Raw genomic sequence first — 16,543 nt, 5'->3', positions numbered from 1 at the left:
TCACGGCTCACGTGTTGCCTGGCTGTCTACAAGATGGGTGTGATTCATTTCACAGCGTGCCAGGAATTGCTTCCTGTATCTCTTAACGCGATGCCGGACCGGTCATGTCCCACGGGCGATGTCATCCCGTGGAGGACATAAACGGGTGAACGTGCATCTTGACGCGGCCCGTAGCAAAGCATCCCGAGTCGTTGGATGCAGGACAGATGGGGAAGAAGGGGGAAACGCATGTTTACAGTTGATCCAATGCGCCGGAAGGCGTCCCTGACCGATTTGGCCGAGGCCTCGAGCGCCAACGAGGTGCCGACCCAGACGGAGCGGCCGCTCCACGTCACGCCGCTGCCGCTGCATGTCGTGGGTGACAAGTTCGTCTCCTTCGCGGGAGAGAACCCCGGCGTGATCACCGTCTCCAATCTGGAGCGCCTGCTCGCGCAGGACGCCCTGGAGCGGCCCGCCGCCCTCATCGTGGGGCAGGGCGTGTCCCTGGAGCGCCTGGCCGTGCTGGAGGAGCGCATCCAGCAGAGCCCCGCGCGCGACCGCGTCTCCATCCAGGAGGCCCGCATCCGCGACCGCTGCCCCGGCAAGTACACGCACAAGCACTACGACCGGAACACCATCATCACCAACCCCTTCAAGGACGCGGCGGAGGACCTCTACCGCTCCTACCTGGTGCTGGACGACGACTGCGCGGAGATGGGGGACCACGTCACCGGCCACCACCTCCAGGGCGTGGTGTTCTTCGAGGCGTCTCGCCAGATGTTGCTGGCGGCGACGGAGAAGTTCTGGCTCGAGCAGATCGGCCGGCCGTACTACTTCGTCCTCAACGAATACAACATCACGTACCACACCTTCGGCTTCCCCCTGCCGACCGACATCACGATGAAGGTGGTGGCGGAGCGCGGTGACACGCGCCAGACGGGCGCGGTGTTCCTCGACATCAAGGTCGAGTTCTTCCAGGTCGGCGTGTGCATCACGGAGGTGTTCGTGAAGTACGCCGCCTTCGACAAGGCGCTCTTGAGCGCGCGCGAGGGGCTGCTGTCGCGGCTCGCGCTCGTCAAGCTCGCGCCTGGCCTCTCTCCTCTCAACGAAATCGACGCCTGAAACAGGACTTCCGCCGCCATGAGCAAGAACTACATCGTTTTCTCAGACATCGATGAGACGCTGATCCGCTTCAAGAGCATGATCACGTTCATGGATTACTTCCTGTACAAGACGCCGTACGCGTCGCGGCCGGAAGCGGACCAGAAGCGCAAGGAATTCCAGGCCATCAACGAGGCCAACACGCCCACCGCGGACCGGGCGGCGCTCAACAAGCGCTTCTACGAGATGTTCGCGGGCATCTCCCAGGCGGAGCTGCAGGCGGCGGCGAAGGTCTGGCTCCAGGAGGTCATGGACCGGGGCGACCTGTTCGTGTCGTCGGCGTACTCCGAGCAGAAGGAGCACAAGTCCCGCGGCGCGGAGCTGGTGCTCGTCTCCGGGTCGTTCAAGGACATCCTCGGCCCCATCTGCTCCTACGTCGGCGCGGACCGGCTGCTGTGCTCGGAGCTGGAGGTGAAGGATGGCCTCTACACCGGCACGCTGCTCCAGCAGGTGATTGGCGACGGCAAGTGGGAGGTCATTTCCCGCTACATCGCGGGCAAGGGCATCCAACTGGACGCCTGCTACGCCTACGGCGACCACGTGTCGGACATCTGCTTCATGGAGAAGGTGGGCAACCCCGTCGTCGTGGGTGACTCGCCGGCCATGCTCAAGGTCGCGCGCGAGCGCAGCTGGCGGGTCCTTTCGGCGAACTGAAGTCAGGGAATCAAAAGCCATGCCTACCCAGAAACACGTCTCCGCCCTCAAGCTGACGACGCAGGGCCCGCCCTATCCGCCCAGTGAAATCATGGACAAGGATGGGAACTTCATCGTCATTGGCAATGTCATCCAGGAAGACCTGACGATGAAGTGGACCGCGGCGGTGGTGGCCGCGGACAGCCCGGTGCCGGAGTTCGGGAAGCTCGCCCCCTACAAGGTGGTGCGCCAGCTCTCCACCGACGAGCTCGCGACCAGCGAAGAGGTGTTGCACACGGTGTCGCTGCCGCTGGCGTGCAACAACTACAAGCTCGTCTTCGCGCCGGAGCAGCTCCCCCACGCGCACAGCGTGGTGCGGCCGTCGCTGCCGCTGCACGAGGCGTACATCCCGGACTACCGCCCCATCGACGGGCGGAAGATCACCTCGCCCATCACCCTGGGACAGTGGTGCCAGGCCAAGGGGACGATGACCATCGAGGTGGGAGACACCTACGCGGACTTCTCCTTCGTGTTCGAAGGGATGATCCCCCACAGCCTCTACACGGTGATGGGGCTGCGCCGGCATGAGATTCGCCCCCAGGACACCGTGCGTCCGGGCCCGCTGGGCATCCCCAACGTCTTCATCGCGGACGCGGAGGGCCGGGCCACGTACTCCGCCCGCATGCCCAACCCGTTCCCGCCGGGGCCGCAGTCCAACCGCATCATCGACGTCATCGTCCTGTGGATCAGCTCCCAGATGAGCTTCGGCGGGGCCATTGGCCACCACGGGCTCGGCGGGGATGTCCATGCCCAGCTCAAGTCCGGTCCCGCTCCATTCGAGGGACTCGAGACGAGAGGGTAGGGGGACGCGATGAGCACCGACACGACTCAGAAGGGACAGGTGGTGACGCCGTTCACCGCCATCCTGCTGGCACTGGGCTCCATCATCATGGTGCAGCCCATCTTCCAGCACATCGGCGCGGACTTCGGGATTCCCATCACCGACGTGCGCGTCTCGTTCAGCTATTGCAGCCTCACCTACGCGGTGGCGTTCTTCCTGCTGGGGCCGCTGACGGACCGGGTGAACCTCACCCGCATGGCCATGATCAGCGCGCTGGGACTCGCGGGCAGCGTGCTGCTGTGTGGCGCCGCGCCCAGCTTCCTGCTCTTCAACCTGGGCATGGGGTTCATGGGCGCCTTCGCCGCCGGCATGGTCAGCCCCATGTTCCCGTACATGACGCGCATCGCGCCGCCGGGGAAGGCGGGCGCCTACCTGGGCCTGTGTCTCAGCGCGACGGTGACGGGCCTCATCATCGGCCGCACGGTGCTGGGCATCCTCACCGGCATGTTCGGCTGGCGCATGGCGATGATGGGCTACAGCCTCCCCATCATCCTCCTGGCCGCGGCGCTCTTCCGCGCCCGGGCCCTGCCGGCGCTGCCCGGAGAGAAGCCGTCGCTGGGGGCGCAGTACGTGCGGTCGCTCAAGCTGCTGACGATGCCGCACATCGTGCGCCGCTACGTGGCGGGCTTCCTGTTGTTCTTCGCCTACCTGGGCGCGCTGACGACGCTGACGTTCTACCTGGTCGGTCCTCCGTTCGGCCTGACGGTGGGTCAGATTGGCTGGCTGAGCCTCGCGGGCATTGGCGGGGCGGTGATTGCTCCCAAGGCCGGCGCGCTGGCGCAGGCCTATGGCGCGAGCCGCGTGGTGCGCACCGGCGTGGTGCTGGTGCTCGCCTCGTTCGGCATCATGCTGCTGTTCCAGAACGTGGTCGCGGTGATGCTGGGCGTGCTCGTCCTCTACACGGGGGTGTATGCCTGTCAGCCGGCGGTGTTCTACGACGTGACCACCGCCATCCAGCCGCAGCAGATGGGGGCCGCCTCCTCGCTGTACCTCTTGAGTTGTCTTTCGGGAGGCAGCCTGGGCAGCTACACGCTCGGGTCGGTGTGGCAGCGCTGGGGCTGGCGGGGTGTCATGGCCGCGGCCGGGGCCGCCACGCTGGGCACGCTGGTGCTGGGCGCGGTGGGCAGCAGCCCCCGGCCGGCCCTGGCGCGGACCGCGACGTGACAGGCGACGGGCAGGGCGTGGGAAGAAACTTCGTGAAGAGGGAACACAATGACTGACGTCCGGAGCACGGTGTCACTGGGGAAGCTGGGCAGCGCGAGCCTGCCGCGCGTGGGCCTGGGCTGCATGGGCATGAGCGAGTTCTACGGCCCGTCGGACGAAACCGAGAACCTTCGCATCCTGGCCCTGGCGAACGAGCTGGGCTACCGGCACTTCGACACCTCCGATATGTACGGCGGAGGTGCCAACGAGGAGCTGCTGGGGCGCTTCCTGAAGACGGTGCCGCGCGAGCGCGTCTTCCTGGCCACCAAGTTCGGCATCGTGCGCGACACGGTGGGCGGCCTGGCGCGCGGCGTGGACAACAGCCCTGAGTATGTGCGCGCGGCCTGTGAGCGCAGCCTCCAGCGGCTGGGCGTGGACCACATCGACCTGTACTACGTGCACCGCAAGGACCCGAACGTCCCCATCGAGGACACGGTGGGGGCCATGGCGGACCTGGTGAAGGCCGGCAAGGTGCGCCACCTGGGCCTGTCGGAGGTCAGCGTGGAAACGCTGCGCCGGGCGCACAAGGTGCACCCCATCGCCGCGCTGGAGACCGAGTACTCGCTCTTGTCGCGAGACCCGGAGGCGGAGCTTCTGCCCACGTGCAAGGAGTTGGGCGTGGCGTTCGTGGCCTACAGCCCGCTCAGCCGCGGGCTGCTCACCACGTCCCTCAACGCCTCGGACGTGAAGCAGAGCGGGGACGTGCGGCAGTTCATGCCGCGCTTCGCCGGGGAGAACTTCCAGCGCAACACCGCGCTGCTGGAGAAGCTCAAGGAGATCGCCGCCGAGCGGCAGTGCACGACGTCGCAGCTGGCCCTCGCCTGGGTGCTGTCGCGCGGAGAGCACATCCACATCATCCCCGGCACGCGCCGGGAGAAGTACCTGCGGGAGAACTTCGCGGCGGGCGCGCTGGCGCTCAGCGCCGCCGAAGCCGAACGCATCACCACGGCCATCGACGCGACCCAGGTGGTGGGGACGCGCTATCCGGAAGCCGCCATGAAGGGCATTGGCCGCTAGGCCAGCGAAAGGAAAACACACGATGTCCGACGAACGAGTGGAGATGACAGCCTTCATCACGGCGAAGCCCGGCAAGGAAGTGGAGATCAAGGCCGCGCTCAACAAGCTGGTGGCGGAGACCGTCAAGGAGCCGGGCTGCATCCTGTTCCGCATCCTGGAGGACCTGGAGAACCCGGGCCGGTTCGTGCTCTGGGAGATCTTCCAGAACCGCGACGCGCTGCGCGTCCACATGGAGAAGGAACACACCCGCGACTACTTCTCCCTGGGGCTGACGGCGGGCACCCAGGTCATGAAGCTCAAGACGGTCTGAGCCCCCTCAGGGCTCCCAGCGAGACGCCGCCGCCATGAACATGCATCGTGCAGTGAGAGTCCTTTCCACCCAGGTGGCGCTCGCCGTGCTGGGGCTTCCCCTGGGGGCCCTGGCGGCGCCCGAACCGGAGGCAAAGCCTGCTGTCGCGCAGGACGTGGCGCCAGCGCCCCCCACGCCCCCGCCGCTGGTGTTCCGCCTCCAGGCGCGGCTGGACTCCCGCGTCCTCGTGGGGCGTCAGGCCCGGCTGGATGACTACTCCCTGGACTCCATCCTCGTGGTGCCCGGGGTGGGCGGGCAGCTGACGCCGTGGTTCTCGTATGGGTTCAGCGCGGTGGCGTATGCGCAGAGCTTCGAGACCGCGCAGCCCCGGATCCTGGACACCGTGGGCATGTTCAAGCTGGCGGAGTCGTTCCAGATCTGGGCGGGCCGCTTCGTGGTGCCGTTTGATCGCTTCAACTTGAGCGGCCCCTTCCGCAACCTCATCTGGAGCTACCCCGGCATCTACGACGGGGTCCGCCGCATCGGTGGCGAGAACGGCCCCTTCGGGCGCGACACCGGCCTGTCCGTCTGGGGCTCCGTGGGCCAGGGCTTCTTCAAGTACCACCTGATGGCGCACCAGCTGGAGCTGGGCCAGGCGGCGCCCCGGCTGACGGGCCGCGTGAGCTTCAGCTTCCTGGACCGCGAGCCCGGCTACTTCGTCTCCACGTCGTACCTGGGGGAGAAGGACGTCGTGTCGGTGGGCGTGGCCATGCAGTACCAGCATGACGGCCGCGTCTCGACGGTCGTGGCGCCGGCGGGGGCCGCGAGCGTGCTTCCCCTGGCGGTGGAAGCGGCGCAGGCGCAGCCCCTGCCCACGCGGGTGGACAACCTCTGGGCGGTGACGGCGGACCTGTTCGCGGAGAAGCGGCTGGGGACCGGCCTGGGCACGGCCACCTTCGACGTGGGCTACTACGAGTACGACGAGCACCGCTCCTACCGGCGCGCGTATGCCATCACGGGCGCGTACCTGCCGCACCTCCAGATGGGGCCGGGGCGGACGCAGGTGGGCCTCCGGTGGGAGCAGGCCTACGCCAGCCCCCTGCAGCCGCAGCTGTCCAACCTCAAGGCGGTGGACCTGTCCGTCTCCTACCACCTGAGTGGCTACAACCTGCGCCTGGGGCTCGACGCCGCCCGCCAGTGGCTGGGAGCCCGGACGGCGAACAACATCGCCATGGGGCTCCAGTACTCGCCTCCCTGAGCGCCGCGCGGTGCCGCGGGGGGCTTGTCAGCCCTCCGCCATCGGGCGGGGGCGCTCGACCTGTCCGGGCATGGCATCCATGCGGTAGCGCCCGGGCGACACGCGCAGGTGGCGCTGGAAGGCCTTGCCGAAGCCGGTGGTGGAGTCGTAGCCGACGCGCGTGGCGACCTCGTCCACGGACTCGCGGGTCGTCTTCAAGATCTTCGCCGCCAGGCTCATCCGCCAGCGCGTGAGGTACTTGAGGGGCGGCTCTCCCACGAGCTCGCCGAAGCGCCGGGCGAAGGCCGCGCGGGACAGCGCCACGCGCGCGGCCAGGCTCTCCACCGTCCACGGCTGCTCCGGGCTCTCGTGGATGAGGGACAGGGCGCGGCCAATCTGCGGGTCGCGCAGCGCGCCGAACCAGCCGCCCGCGCCCACGGGCTGGCTGTCCAGCCAGGCGCGGACGATGAAGACGAACAGGCTGTCCACGAGCCGGGGGATGACGATCTCGGAGCCCGGCAGCTTGCGGCCGGACTCGTGGGACAACAGCCGCACCAGGGCCTGGAACTGGCCGCTGTCGTCGGACGAGTCCACGTGCAGGCGGATGAGTTGGGGCAACAGCGCCAGCAGCGGGTGCTGGCCGTCCTGTTCGAACTCATAGGCCGCGCACAAGAGCGACGTGCAGTCCGCGGAAGCGGAGGGCGGCTCGGCCGCGAGCCGGTCCTTCATCCGCGTCAGCGCCTCCTCCCAGGGCTCCACGGGGCCATGCGGAGAGTCGGTGAGGCGATGGCGGACCCCGGAGCCCACGAGGGCCAGGTCTCCCGGCACCAGCCGCATGGGCTCACCGCCTTCCAGGTGCAGCCAGCAGACGCCGCGCTGCACCAGGTGGACGGCCGTCTTGGTGTGGGCGTCGATGTCCAGCCCCCACGGCGCCAGCAGCTCCGACTGGCAGAGCATCGTGTTTCCCAACTGGGTCACACCCAACACGTTCGCCAGGACGTCCATGCGCACCCCTCCCCGGGCTTCAGGCCTCGTACGGGTCAATCATAGCGCCATCCGCCCAGGCATCTACGGGCGTGAGACGTTTGGACTGAAAATCGAGCGTTTCGCTCATTGTTCGTGGCGTTCGTTGTCCCTTATCTAGACGACAGTCGAGCCCACCCCCAGCGGGACCTCTCGCCCACGCGCGACGGACCGGGACAGCGGTTGTTCCCGAGCGCGCGTCCCTCTCACTCCTCAAGGAGCCATACCCATGAAGGCACGTCTTTCGCTGACCGCCCTCGTTTTCGCCCTCGCCCTTTCCACCCAGGCCGCCGCGGAGTCCAAGCCCGCTGCTGCCGCCGCCCCCAAGAGCAAGACCATGACCGCCGCTGCCACCACCACCACCAAGAGCTCCGCTGACGTCCTGAAGAGCTTCTTCGAAGCGTTTGGCAAGGGCGACGCCGACGGCGTCGTCAACACCTTCCACCAGGACGCGGCCATCACCGCGGTGCGCAAGGCGTCGGACCGCAAGGGTGAGCAGCTGCACGGCACCTACACCGGCAAGGCCGGCGCGAAGGAGTTCGTCGCGAACATGGGCAAGGCCTTCGACACGAAGGCGTTCTCGGTGGAGCACCTGATCGGCGAGGGCGACGTGGCGTACGCCAGCGGCTCCTTCGTGCACAACATCCGCTCGACGGGCAAGCCCTACGCCAGCGACTGGGCGCTGAAGATCATCGTCAAGGAAGGCAAGATCCTCGAGTACCACTTCTACGAGGACTCTGCCGGCTTCATCGAAGCGAGCAAGAAGTAAGCAGTTGCTCCAACATCGCGTCCCAGGAGGGCTTGTCCTCCCGGGACGCGGTGGCCTCGTCCGACGTCTGTTTTTGAGAACCCCCCGTTACATCCCCAGCCGGCGGGCGATCTCCGGCGGCACCGGATAGACAGCCTCCTTCGGCAGCAGGCGCGTGGCCTGATCCGCGCGGCCGTCGTCCAGGTGCTTGCGCAGCTTCGTCACGAGCGGCGTCAGGTCCGTGATGGAGACGGTCCATTCGTCCACGAAGCGCTGGATGATGGCGCGGCTCAGTCCCACCTGGATGCTGTCATGGGGAAGGCCCGCGCCTCTCAGGGTGCGCTCCGGATCCCACTGGACGATGACGGGCGCGGCGTCGAACGCCTTGCGCCACGCGTCCTGTGAGCCGTGCACCTGGGGCTCGTAGCTGGTGAGGACGGCGCCGGCCAGGGCCTCTTCCCAGCCCGTGCGTTTGATGCGCACCGCGAGCGTGCGCTCCTGTCCGCTCTTGCGGCCCCAGTTGGAGCGCTCCATCAGCCACAGGAAGCTGGGTTTGATCCACGTCATCCGGCCCAGGGAGAACGGCGGGCCGAACTTCTGCTGCGCCACCGCCACGTCCGCGATGGCGTCCGCGTAGGCCTGGTACACCACGATGGACGCGCGGTCGAAGTCGGCGCGGACCTCGCGCGCGGCGCTCACGGCCGGGCCTTCGTCTTCGGCAGCTTCGTGCGGCCCATCTTCAGGAGCAGCTGGAAGTGCTCCGCGGGGGTGGGCGTCACGCTCAGGCGGCTGCGGGTGAGCAGCGGGAAGTCCTTGAGCGCGGGCGTGGCCTTGATGGTGGCCAGCGTCACCGGGGCGCTGAAGGCCACGACGGGCCCCACGTCCACGCAGGCCCAGTCCTCACCGGGCGCGGTGGGATCCGGCCCCGGCTTCGTGAGCACGCACGCGACGCCCACGACGGCCTTGTCCTCGTTGGAGTGGTAGTAGAGGCACAGGTCCCCGGGCGTCATGGCCCGCAGGTTGTTGCGCGCCTCGAAGTTGCGCACGCCCGTCCACTGTGTCCTGCCGTCCGCTTCCAGCTGCGCGTACGCGTAGACGGAGGGCTCGCTCTTGATCAACCAGTACCGCAGAGTCGCCATGACGGCGCACCCTATGCAGGGCGGGGTGGGCGAGGCCAGCGCGACGAGCGCTCAGGGGCGCTGGCGCTGGAAGAGGTCGAGCAGCTGCCCGTTGTCCATCGCCGTGACTTCACTCCGGGTGGGGTCCTCCTCCGTGTAGCCCACCCGTTGGGCCGCGTCGTCGAGCCCGGGAAAGAGCTGCCGCGCCGCGACCCAGATGCTCCGGTCATCCCGGGCGAGGGAGCAGGGCAGGGGCGTCAGCAGGCTGGCCGTCCGGCCCGGCTCCAATGCGTCCGGCATCTCCTGGAAGGACAGATAGGTGTCCTGGGGGATGTCCACGGGGACCGCCGGGTCGATGAAGCGGGCCACCACGGGGAGCGTCCGCACGTCGACGCCTCCCATCACGGTCGGCGTGGAGCGCGTGGGCCGGCCGTAGGTGAGGGTCGACATGTCGATCTGCACGGCGCACAGGTCCGGATGAACGGACAGGAGGAGGGCGTCGCCCTCGCGGATGTCAATGATGAAGCGCTGGGATTCGTCCATCGCCGCGTCCCTGAGCTCCACGACGTGGCGCCCGCTCGACACCGGAAAGGCGAGGTGCTGGCTGACGTGAAGGGTCGGCACCGCCCGCGCCTGATCCACCCACAGACGGACATCCTGCTCGGGGTTGGCGCTGACGGCCACGACGTGGAGGTGGCCCCCGTCGCCGCGGTGCATGGCCAGGGCAACCCCGAGCGCCAGCATCGGTGCCGCGGCGAGGAGCACCAGCGCGGACTTCCACTTCCCCAGCGCGGCGAGCCCCTGCTTCGGAGGCGGCAGTTCGGCGGGGGTGTGTTGGAAGGCGCCCAGCAGGGTGTCGTTGGCGGACTTCGTGGGTCCCCTGGGCGTTGGAGTGGAGTTCTCGTCCTTCGACCGCTCCTCCGCCGAGGAGACGAGCCAGGAGATGAAGATGCCAAGCGCCAAGAGTCCCAGCGCCAGGGGCCAATTGCCGTGGTGGATGAGCTTGAGCAGTTTGACCACGGGTCCCCCCCTGGGTGACGTCCTCCACCACCCAGGGGGCTTTATAGTCACGTCGGGAATTTGGACGTCAACCCGGCGTGAGCTTCCACAGGCGACCGTTCGAGTCGTCCGTGAGCACGTAGAGCGCACCGTCGGGTCCCTGGACCACTTCGCGGATCCGCTCGTTGCGCTCCGTGAGCAGGCGCTCCTCGCCCACCACGCGGTCGTCCTTCACCACGAGCCGCACGAGCGCCTGACTGGACAGGCCGCCAATGAAGAAGTTCCCCTTCCACTCCGGGAACAGCGCTCCCGAGTAGATGGTGAGCCCCGAGGGTGAAATCACCGGGTCCCAATAATAGACAGGCTGCTCCATGCCGGCGGCCTGCGTTGTCTTGTGGATGGGTTCACCCGAGTACTCCTCGCCATAGCCAATCGTGGGCCAGCCGTAGTCCTTGCCGGCCTCGGGGCGGTTGAGCTCGTCGCCGCCGCGCGGTCCCATCTCCACGGTCCAGAGCCGCTGCTTTGAATCCAGCGCCGCGGAGAGGACGTTGCGGTGTCCGGAGGACCAGATCTCCGGCCGCGCGTCCTTTCGGCCCACGAAGGGATTGTCCTTGGGAATGGAGCCATCCGGGTGGATGCGGACAATCTTGCCGAAGTCGCTCTTGAGGTCCTGTGCCTGGACGCGGCCCGGGAGGATGGACCGCTCGCCCAGCGTGACGAAGAGCTTGCCGTCCGGCGTGAAGACAAGCCGCCCGCCCGCGTGCAGCGTCGACTCGAGCGTGGGCTGCATGCGGAAGATTATCTGGAGGCCTTCAATGCGTGGCTTGGGGCCGTCCACCAGTCGCGCCCGCGCCACCGCGAGCCCGTTGCCGCCCTCCCGCGGCTCGTAATAGGTCCAGTAGATGAGCCCGCTCTTCGCGTAGTCGGGCCCGACTTCGACATCCAGCAGCCCGCCCTGTCCCCGCGCATCGACCTTGGGGAGGCCCGCCACCGTGGGCGACTTCTTGCCCGCGGCGGTGACGATGTAGAGCGACCCCGTGGCCTTCTCCGTGACGAGGAAGCGGCCATCCGGAAGGAAGGCGATGGCCCAGGGCTTGTTGAAGCCCGCGGCCACCTCCGTCACCACGACGGGCGTGCGCGTCTTCACCGCGGGAGCGCGCGTCTGCCCCGGGAACGCGGGCTTGAACTCCGGGACGTTGGGCGGCGCCGTCTCCACGGGGGCACCCGGAGGGATGTCACCCTGTCGCGGCACGGACTGCTGACTGTCGCCCGCACGACCCGGGGCCAGGTTTCCTTCCTGGTTCGACTTCGGTCGGGCTGTCTGTCCATTCGCTTCAGGGGTGGTGCCCAGCAGGAGGGCGGCGAGGGCCACGGTCGCGAGTCCATTGCGCATGGCGTGCAACTCTCCGTGGAAAAGGTCCGGGCGTCACCCGAGATTCGTCTTGCTGAACACCCGCAACGCCTCCGCCACGCTCCACGCCTGGGCGAAGCAGCCGCGAGGATGGTAGGGCTCCGACGCGTCGAAGATCTCCGAGATCTGCCCGATGCCCGCGTGTGACAGGTGGTCCTCCAGGCCCGCCAGCAGCGCGCGCGCCGCCTTCAGGTCCGGCGTCACCTTCAGCGTCGCGTCCACGTAGTGCCCGATGAGCCAGCCCCACACCGTGCCCTGGTGGTAGGCCGCGTCGCGTGCCCGCAGGTCACCGTCGTACTTCGGTTTGTAGTCCTTGCTGCCGGGCGCGAGGCTGCGCAGCCCCACGGGCGTCACCAATTCGCGCCGCACCACGTCCAGCACCTGAGCCCACCGCTCGCGCTTCAGCACCGGGTGCCGCAGGGAGATGGCGAACACCTGGTTGGGCCGCACGAGCGCGTCGTCGCGGCCGTCCTCTCCGTCCACCACGTCGAAGAGACACCCGGCCGCTTCGTTCCAGAAGCGCTGGTTGAAGCTGGCTTGCGCGCGCTCCGCGGCGGCCTGGTAGGGGCCCGCGTCCTGGCCCAGGCGATGCGCCCAACCCGCCATCAGGCGCAGGGCGTTGAACCACAGCGCGTTGATCTCCACCGCCTTGCCCCGGCGCGGCGTCACCACCCAGCCCTCCACCTTCGCGTCCATCCAGGTGAGCTGGTAGCCCTCCTGTCCCTGGCGCAAGAGCCCGTCCTCTGGATCCACCCCGATGTTGAAGCGCGTGCCCTTCTGGTGGTGCGCCACGATGTCGCTGAGCGTGGGGAACAGGTCGCGCAGGAGCGAGTCGTCCCCGGTCTCCTCCAGGTAGCGGTCCACCGCGTGGAAGAACCAGAGCGTCGCGTCCGCCGTGTGGTAGACGCCGTCGTTCTCCCCGTCCGGGAAGTAGTTGGGGATGAGGCCGTCGCGAACGTAGTGCTCGAACGTGCGCAGGATGGCCGCCGCCTCGCGGTGGCGCCCGGTGGCCAGCGTCAGCCCGTCCAGGCTGATCATCGTGTCCCGGCCCCAGTCGGTGAACCACGGGTAGCCCGCGATGACGCTTCGCGCGTCCAGGCCCATGGACCGGGCCCACGCCGCGTCCGCGGGCCTAGGCGGGTCGATGATGAATTGATCCGCCGCCAGCACCAGCCGCGCCGGCACGCCCGTGCGCGCCAGCTCCGGGGCGTGCTCCAACAGCCGCTGCTGCCGCAGCAGCTCGCGCTCGAACACCACGGCCGGCTCCCGCTCCAGGTGCGACGCGCTCTCCGTGGTGAGGCCAAAGCCAAGCATGCCGCCCGGCTTCAGCGTGGCGGTGAAATAGCCCGGCGAGTGCTGCACCTCCGTGAAGTCATACCCGCGCGCCTTCTCCACGCGCAGGTGCTGCGGCCGGGACGTCTCCTCCAGGCTCACGAAGGGCGTGGGCCCGTCTGAATACAACCGCATCCGCATCCGCGGCCCGTCCTCGCCGTTGCGCAGCTCCACCAAGGGCCCGCACAGCGTGACGATGGCCTCCGGCACGCTCTTGAGCAGCGGCCCGTCGTGTGGGCGCAGCACGGGGTAGGGGCGCAGGTGCAGGACCACTTCCGGGCCGGACAGGTGCTCCCACTGGAGGAACACCGTGTCCTCGCCGTGCACCATCACGAAGCGCCGCCTGAGCCGGGCCTTGCCCAGCGCGAACTCCCAGACGGGGATGAGCCCCTCCAGGTGGAAGTGCCGCAGGTGGCGGGCGCCGTCCTCCACGGACGTGCCGTCCGCGTGCTCCTCGGACGTCAGCCGGTAGTGCTGCCCCTCCACCAGGGCCGTCTGCTCCAGCCGCGCCATCAACACCGTGCGGCCCAGCTTCTCCAGCGTGGGGATGAACACGCCGTGGTAGCGGCGCGTGTTGCAGCCCACCACCGTGCACGAGGCGTAGCCCCCGCGGCCGTTGGTCATCAGCCACTCGTGTTGCACACCGACGCCGAAGTCGGCGCCATCCTTCCAATCGAATGACAGGCGGGGCAGGGCAGGGGCAGTGGGGTTCACGCCTTCGTCTCCTCCTCGCTCGTCAGTACGAGCGCGGTCTGTCCGGGTAATGGCAGCCGTCCATCGTCGGGAATGGGCGGCGTGCCCATTCCGCCGTAGCGGGCCTGATCACTCGACAACAACAGCCGCCAGCTTTTCCCGGAGGCGGCGCGAGCAGCGGTTCGGGGCAGGGCTCCACGTTCAGCCCCGTGCTCGGGTTGAGGTAGACGAGGCGCTCGCCCTCCTGCTCGCTGCCCGAATAGCGCAGCACCAGCGCCTGCGGCCCCAGCACCGCGCCGGCAAGCCGGGTGGCGTTGAGCCGCGAACACCGGGTCCTCAGCGGCTGGGCGCCCAACGACAGCGATGCGGGAACGATCCCCATGCAACCTCCTCCAGGCCGTGGCCCCTGTGTCCGCCGCGGCCGCGGGTCCCTCCAGCGCATCGTCCGGAAGGTCGGTGCCCTCCGGTACGTGGACAGGTTGATCACGGCAGACCCCAGCGGGCAGCGTTCCCTACCCCGTGACACCGCGAGCACGCCGGCTCGCCCTGCGCACGGGCCCGGTGGAAGCACGGGGGACCTGGGCGCGGGCGCTAGCCGGGTCGCTCGGGGGAAGGCAGGCCCGCCGGGCCCTGGCTGTCACCTGGAGGGCCGGCGCAGCCCTGCTCGCGGGTCGCTTGCGAGGGGCTGACCGGGAACCCACCTCACCGCGAGGACCTTGTTCGCGGACGGCCCTGCCCTGGAGTAGAGGAGGAGTTCCGCTCGAGCCCTGAGGAGACGCGGCATGGCCATCGTGAAATCGACGGGCATCAGCGGGCCCCAGCGCGGGCTGGCGGAGCAGGTCTTCTCCCGGGCCGCGGGCGCGCCGCTCGTGCCGGGCAACTGCGTGAACCTGCTGCGCGACGCGCGTGAGAACTACCCCGCGTGGCTCTCCGCCATCCACCTGGCCCGCCGCTCCATCCTCTTCGAGAACTACATCATCGAGGACGACGAGGTGGGCCGCTCCTTCGCGCAGGCCCTGGAGGCCCGCGCCCGCGACGGCGTGCGCGTGCGCGTCCTCTATGACTGGCTGGGCTGCCAGGGCAACGCGTCCCGCGGCTTCTGGCTGAGGCTGCGCGACGCGGGCGTGGAGGTGCGCTGCTTCAATCCCTTCCAGTTCGACCGGCCCCTGGCGTGGCTGGGCCGCAACCACCGCAAGACGCTCACCGTGGACGGCGAGGTGGGTTTCGTCTCCGGCCTGTGCGTGAGCCACAAGTGGCTGGGCGTCCCGGAGAAGGGCGTGGCCCCGTGGCGCGACACCGGCCTGGAGATCCGCGGCCCCGCCGTGGCGGACCTCGTGCGCGCCTTCGCCCAGGGCTGGGGCACCGTGGGGCCCGCGTTGGACGAGGAGGCCTGTCTGTCCGACCGCGCCCCGGAGGCGCTGGGCGAGGTGGCCCTGCGCGTGGTGGCCGGCGTGCCGTGGAGCGCGGGCCTGTTCCGCGTGGATCAGCTCATCGCGTCCCTTGCCCGCAAGCGGCTGTGGCTCACGGACGCGTACTTCGTCGGCACCGCCGCCTATGTGCAGGCGCTGCGGGCCGCCTCGCGCGACGGCGTGGACGTGCGCCTGCTGGTGCCCGGCAGCAGCGACATCCCCGTGCTGCGCCCCCTCACCCAGGCCGGCTACCGCCCCCTGCTGGAGGCGGGCATCCGCGTCTATGAATGGAACGGCACCATGCTCCACGCCAAGACGGCGGTGGCGGACGGGCTGTGGGCGCGCGTGGGCTCCTCCAACCTCAACCCCGCGAGCTGGCTGGGCAACTCCGAGATCGACGTGGCGGTGGAGGACACCCAGTTCGCCCGGCAGATGGAGTCCATGTACATGCAGGACCTGGAGCACGCGACGGAGGTCGTGCTCGGCGGCAGGGACCGGCGCCTCGTGCCCGCGAACCCGCGTCCGCTTCCCCGCTCCCAGCGGGGCGCCTCCGGCCAGCGCGGCCGCGTGAGCCGCGCGGCCGCGGGCGCGATGCGCCTGGGCAATACGGTGGGCGCCGCCGTCTCCAACCACCGCGAGCTGGGGCGCACGGAGTCCAAGGTCGTCTTCATCGCGGGCGTGGTGCCGCTGGTGCTCGCGGGCGCGGTGCTGTGGTGGCCGCAGGCCGTCGCCGTGCCGGTGGCGGCCCTCTGCGCGTGGGCCGGCGTGGCCCTGTGGAGCCGCGCCCTGCGCCTGCGCCGTCAGGAAGCCGAGCACCCCGAGGAGCCTCGGCCCGTCGCGGAAGCAGCGACGCCGCCCGTGCCCGAGGTGGCCGCGCCGCGCCTGCCGACGGAAGTAGAGCCTCGCAACGCACCGGAAGCGGAGCGGCGTCAGCCCTGAAGCGCCAGCCGTGAAGCACCTGCCGTGAAGCGGGGGCCCGCGGGCCGGAGGGGAGAAGCGCGCTTCGCTTCCCCGTCCTGGTCCGGGCCCGAGGCCCCGTGATTCCTACAGCCCTACAGCCTGCACTTAAGCCTGCTTCGCGACGCCGACCTGCTCCGTCGCCTTGCCGTTGAGCAGCGCGCTGCCTCCATAGAGGGCGAGGCCGACCATGCCCAGCACGCCCGCCTCGATGCCGCTGCCCACCGTGGCGCCCATCAATCCCACAACGCTGGTACCCACCATGAAGACCAACCCCATCGCCCCAGCCGCCTTGCCCATCCGCGTTCCCCCTCGTGACTGTATTGGACCCTTGAACCACTACCACTGTCCGACGCTCACACCCCTCTTCAAGAGCCGTGCCGACGCGTTGGCACAGGGGGGCCCCGGGCAAGGCGCACCGCGGAGTGGAAGG

General features: G+C 69.0%; 17 protein-coding genes. 9 read left to right on the top strand and 8 right to left on the bottom strand.

Translation table 11 applies throughout. The annotated features are described in order from the left end of the window. The first annotated feature begins 273 nt into the window (after window positions 1-273). Genes D7V97_RS06890 through D7V97_RS06860 form a run of 7 tightly spaced genes read left to right on the top strand, consistent with a single transcriptional unit; the run spans window position 274 to window position 6,441 of the window. Window positions 274-1,101: an AfsA-related hotdog domain-containing protein gene (locus D7V97_RS06890; protein ID WP_147444717.1), complete on the top strand. Its 828-nt coding sequence runs from the start codon at window positions 274-276 to the stop codon at window positions 1,099-1,101. A gap of 18 nt (window positions 1,102-1,119) precedes the next feature. Next, window positions 1,120-1,794, top strand: a complete 675-nt coding sequence (locus D7V97_RS06885) for an HAD family phosphatase (protein WP_120609797.1) — start codon at window positions 1,120-1,122, stop codon at window positions 1,792-1,794. Window positions 1,795-1,813: 19 nt separating this feature from the next. Further along, complete coding sequence (locus D7V97_RS06880; protein ID WP_120609796.1) at window positions 1,814-2,635, top strand: hypothetical protein; 822 nt, start codon at window positions 1,814-1,816, stop codon at window positions 2,633-2,635. A 9-nt stretch (window positions 2,636-2,644) separates the two neighbouring features. Then, window positions 2,645-3,838 (top strand): MFS transporter, encoded by a 1,194-nt coding sequence (locus D7V97_RS06875; protein WP_120609795.1) that lies wholly within the window; start codon window positions 2,645-2,647, stop codon window positions 3,836-3,838. A 48-nt stretch (window positions 3,839-3,886) separates the two neighbouring features. Then, entirely contained in the window at window positions 3,887-4,894 is a 1,008-nt protein-coding gene (locus tag D7V97_RS06870; protein ID WP_120609794.1) for an aldo/keto reductase, read from the top strand. Between the two features lie 22 nt (window positions 4,895-4,916). Continuing rightward, on the top strand, window positions 4,917-5,204 hold the full coding sequence (locus D7V97_RS06865; RefSeq protein ID WP_120609793.1) for a putative quinol monooxygenase: 288 nt from the start codon (window positions 4,917-4,919) through the stop codon (window positions 5,202-5,204). Window positions 5,205-5,256: 52 nt separating this feature from the next. After that, on the top strand, window positions 5,257-6,441 hold the full coding sequence (locus D7V97_RS06860) for a hypothetical protein (protein WP_147444716.1): 1,185 nt from the start codon (window positions 5,257-5,259) through the stop codon (window positions 6,439-6,441). 27 nt (window positions 6,442-6,468) lie between these two features. Here D7V97_RS06860 and D7V97_RS06855 read toward each other — a convergent pair whose 3' ends face one another. Continuing rightward, entirely contained in the window at window positions 6,469-7,425 is a 957-nt protein-coding gene (locus D7V97_RS06855; protein ID WP_147444715.1) for an AraC family transcriptional regulator, read from the bottom strand. A 247-nt stretch (window positions 7,426-7,672) separates the two neighbouring features. On the opposite strand from D7V97_RS06855, the gene D7V97_RS06850 reads away from it, so the two are divergent. Next, window positions 7,673-8,212 (top strand): nuclear transport factor 2 family protein, encoded by a 540-nt coding sequence (locus tag D7V97_RS06850; RefSeq protein ID WP_199728726.1) that lies wholly within the window; start codon window positions 7,673-7,675, stop codon window positions 8,210-8,212. Between the two features lie 87 nt (window positions 8,213-8,299). Here D7V97_RS06850 and D7V97_RS06845 read toward each other — a convergent pair whose 3' ends face one another. The 6 genes from D7V97_RS06845 to D7V97_RS44025 all read right to left on the bottom strand — a co-directional run bounded on the left by D7V97_RS06845 (window position 8,300) and on the right by D7V97_RS44025 (window position 14,126). Beyond that, on the bottom strand, window positions 8,300-8,890 hold the full coding sequence (locus tag D7V97_RS06845; RefSeq protein WP_120609790.1) for a DUF4291 domain-containing protein: 591 nt from the start codon (window positions 8,888-8,890) through the stop codon (window positions 8,300-8,302). After that, window positions 8,887-9,330, bottom strand: coding sequence for an EVE domain-containing protein (locus D7V97_RS06840; protein ID WP_120609789.1), 444 nt, complete (start codon window positions 9,328-9,330; stop codon window positions 8,887-8,889). The genes D7V97_RS06845 and D7V97_RS06840 overlap by 4 nt, the downstream gene beginning before the upstream one ends. 51 nt (window positions 9,331-9,381) lie before the next feature. Beyond that, window positions 9,382-10,329 carry a hypothetical protein gene (locus tag D7V97_RS06835; RefSeq protein WP_120609788.1) on the bottom strand — a complete coding sequence of 316 codons (948 nt, stop codon included), beginning with the start codon at window positions 10,327-10,329 and terminating at the stop codon, window positions 9,382-9,384. A gap of 67 nt (window positions 10,330-10,396) precedes the next feature. Next, entirely contained in the window at window positions 10,397-11,701 is a 1,305-nt protein-coding gene (locus D7V97_RS06830; protein ID WP_120609787.1) for a PQQ-dependent sugar dehydrogenase, read from the bottom strand. A 33-nt stretch (window positions 11,702-11,734) separates the two neighbouring features. After that, window positions 11,735-13,765 carry an amylo-alpha-1,6-glucosidase gene (locus tag D7V97_RS06825; protein WP_120609786.1) on the bottom strand — a complete coding sequence of 677 codons (2,031 nt, stop codon included), beginning with the start codon at window positions 13,763-13,765 and terminating at the stop codon, window positions 11,735-11,737. 22 nt (window positions 13,766-13,787) lie between these two features. Continuing rightward, a complete protein-coding gene (locus tag D7V97_RS44025) occupies window positions 13,788-14,126 on the bottom strand; it encodes a hypothetical protein (RefSeq protein WP_147444714.1) in 339 nt (112 codons plus the stop codon). A 400-nt stretch (window positions 14,127-14,526) separates the two neighbouring features. On the opposite strand from D7V97_RS44025, the gene D7V97_RS06820 reads away from it, so the two are divergent. Beyond that, window positions 14,527-16,092 (top strand): phospholipase D-like domain-containing protein, encoded by a 1,566-nt coding sequence (locus D7V97_RS06820; protein WP_120609785.1) that lies wholly within the window; start codon window positions 14,527-14,529, stop codon window positions 16,090-16,092. Window positions 16,093-16,218: 126 nt separating this feature from the next. Here D7V97_RS06820 and D7V97_RS06815 read toward each other — a convergent pair whose 3' ends face one another. Then, entirely contained in the window at window positions 16,219-16,389 is a 171-nt protein-coding gene (locus tag D7V97_RS06815) for a hypothetical protein (RefSeq protein ID WP_233582552.1), read from the bottom strand. Between the last annotated feature and the right edge of the window lie 154 nt (window positions 16,390-16,543).

This window comes from Corallococcus sp. CA053C (assembly GCF_003611675.1).
Classification (GTDB): Bacteria; Myxococcota; Myxococcia; order Myxococcales; family Myxococcaceae; genus Corallococcus.
This window is presented reverse-complemented; position numbering and strand designations above follow the sequence as displayed.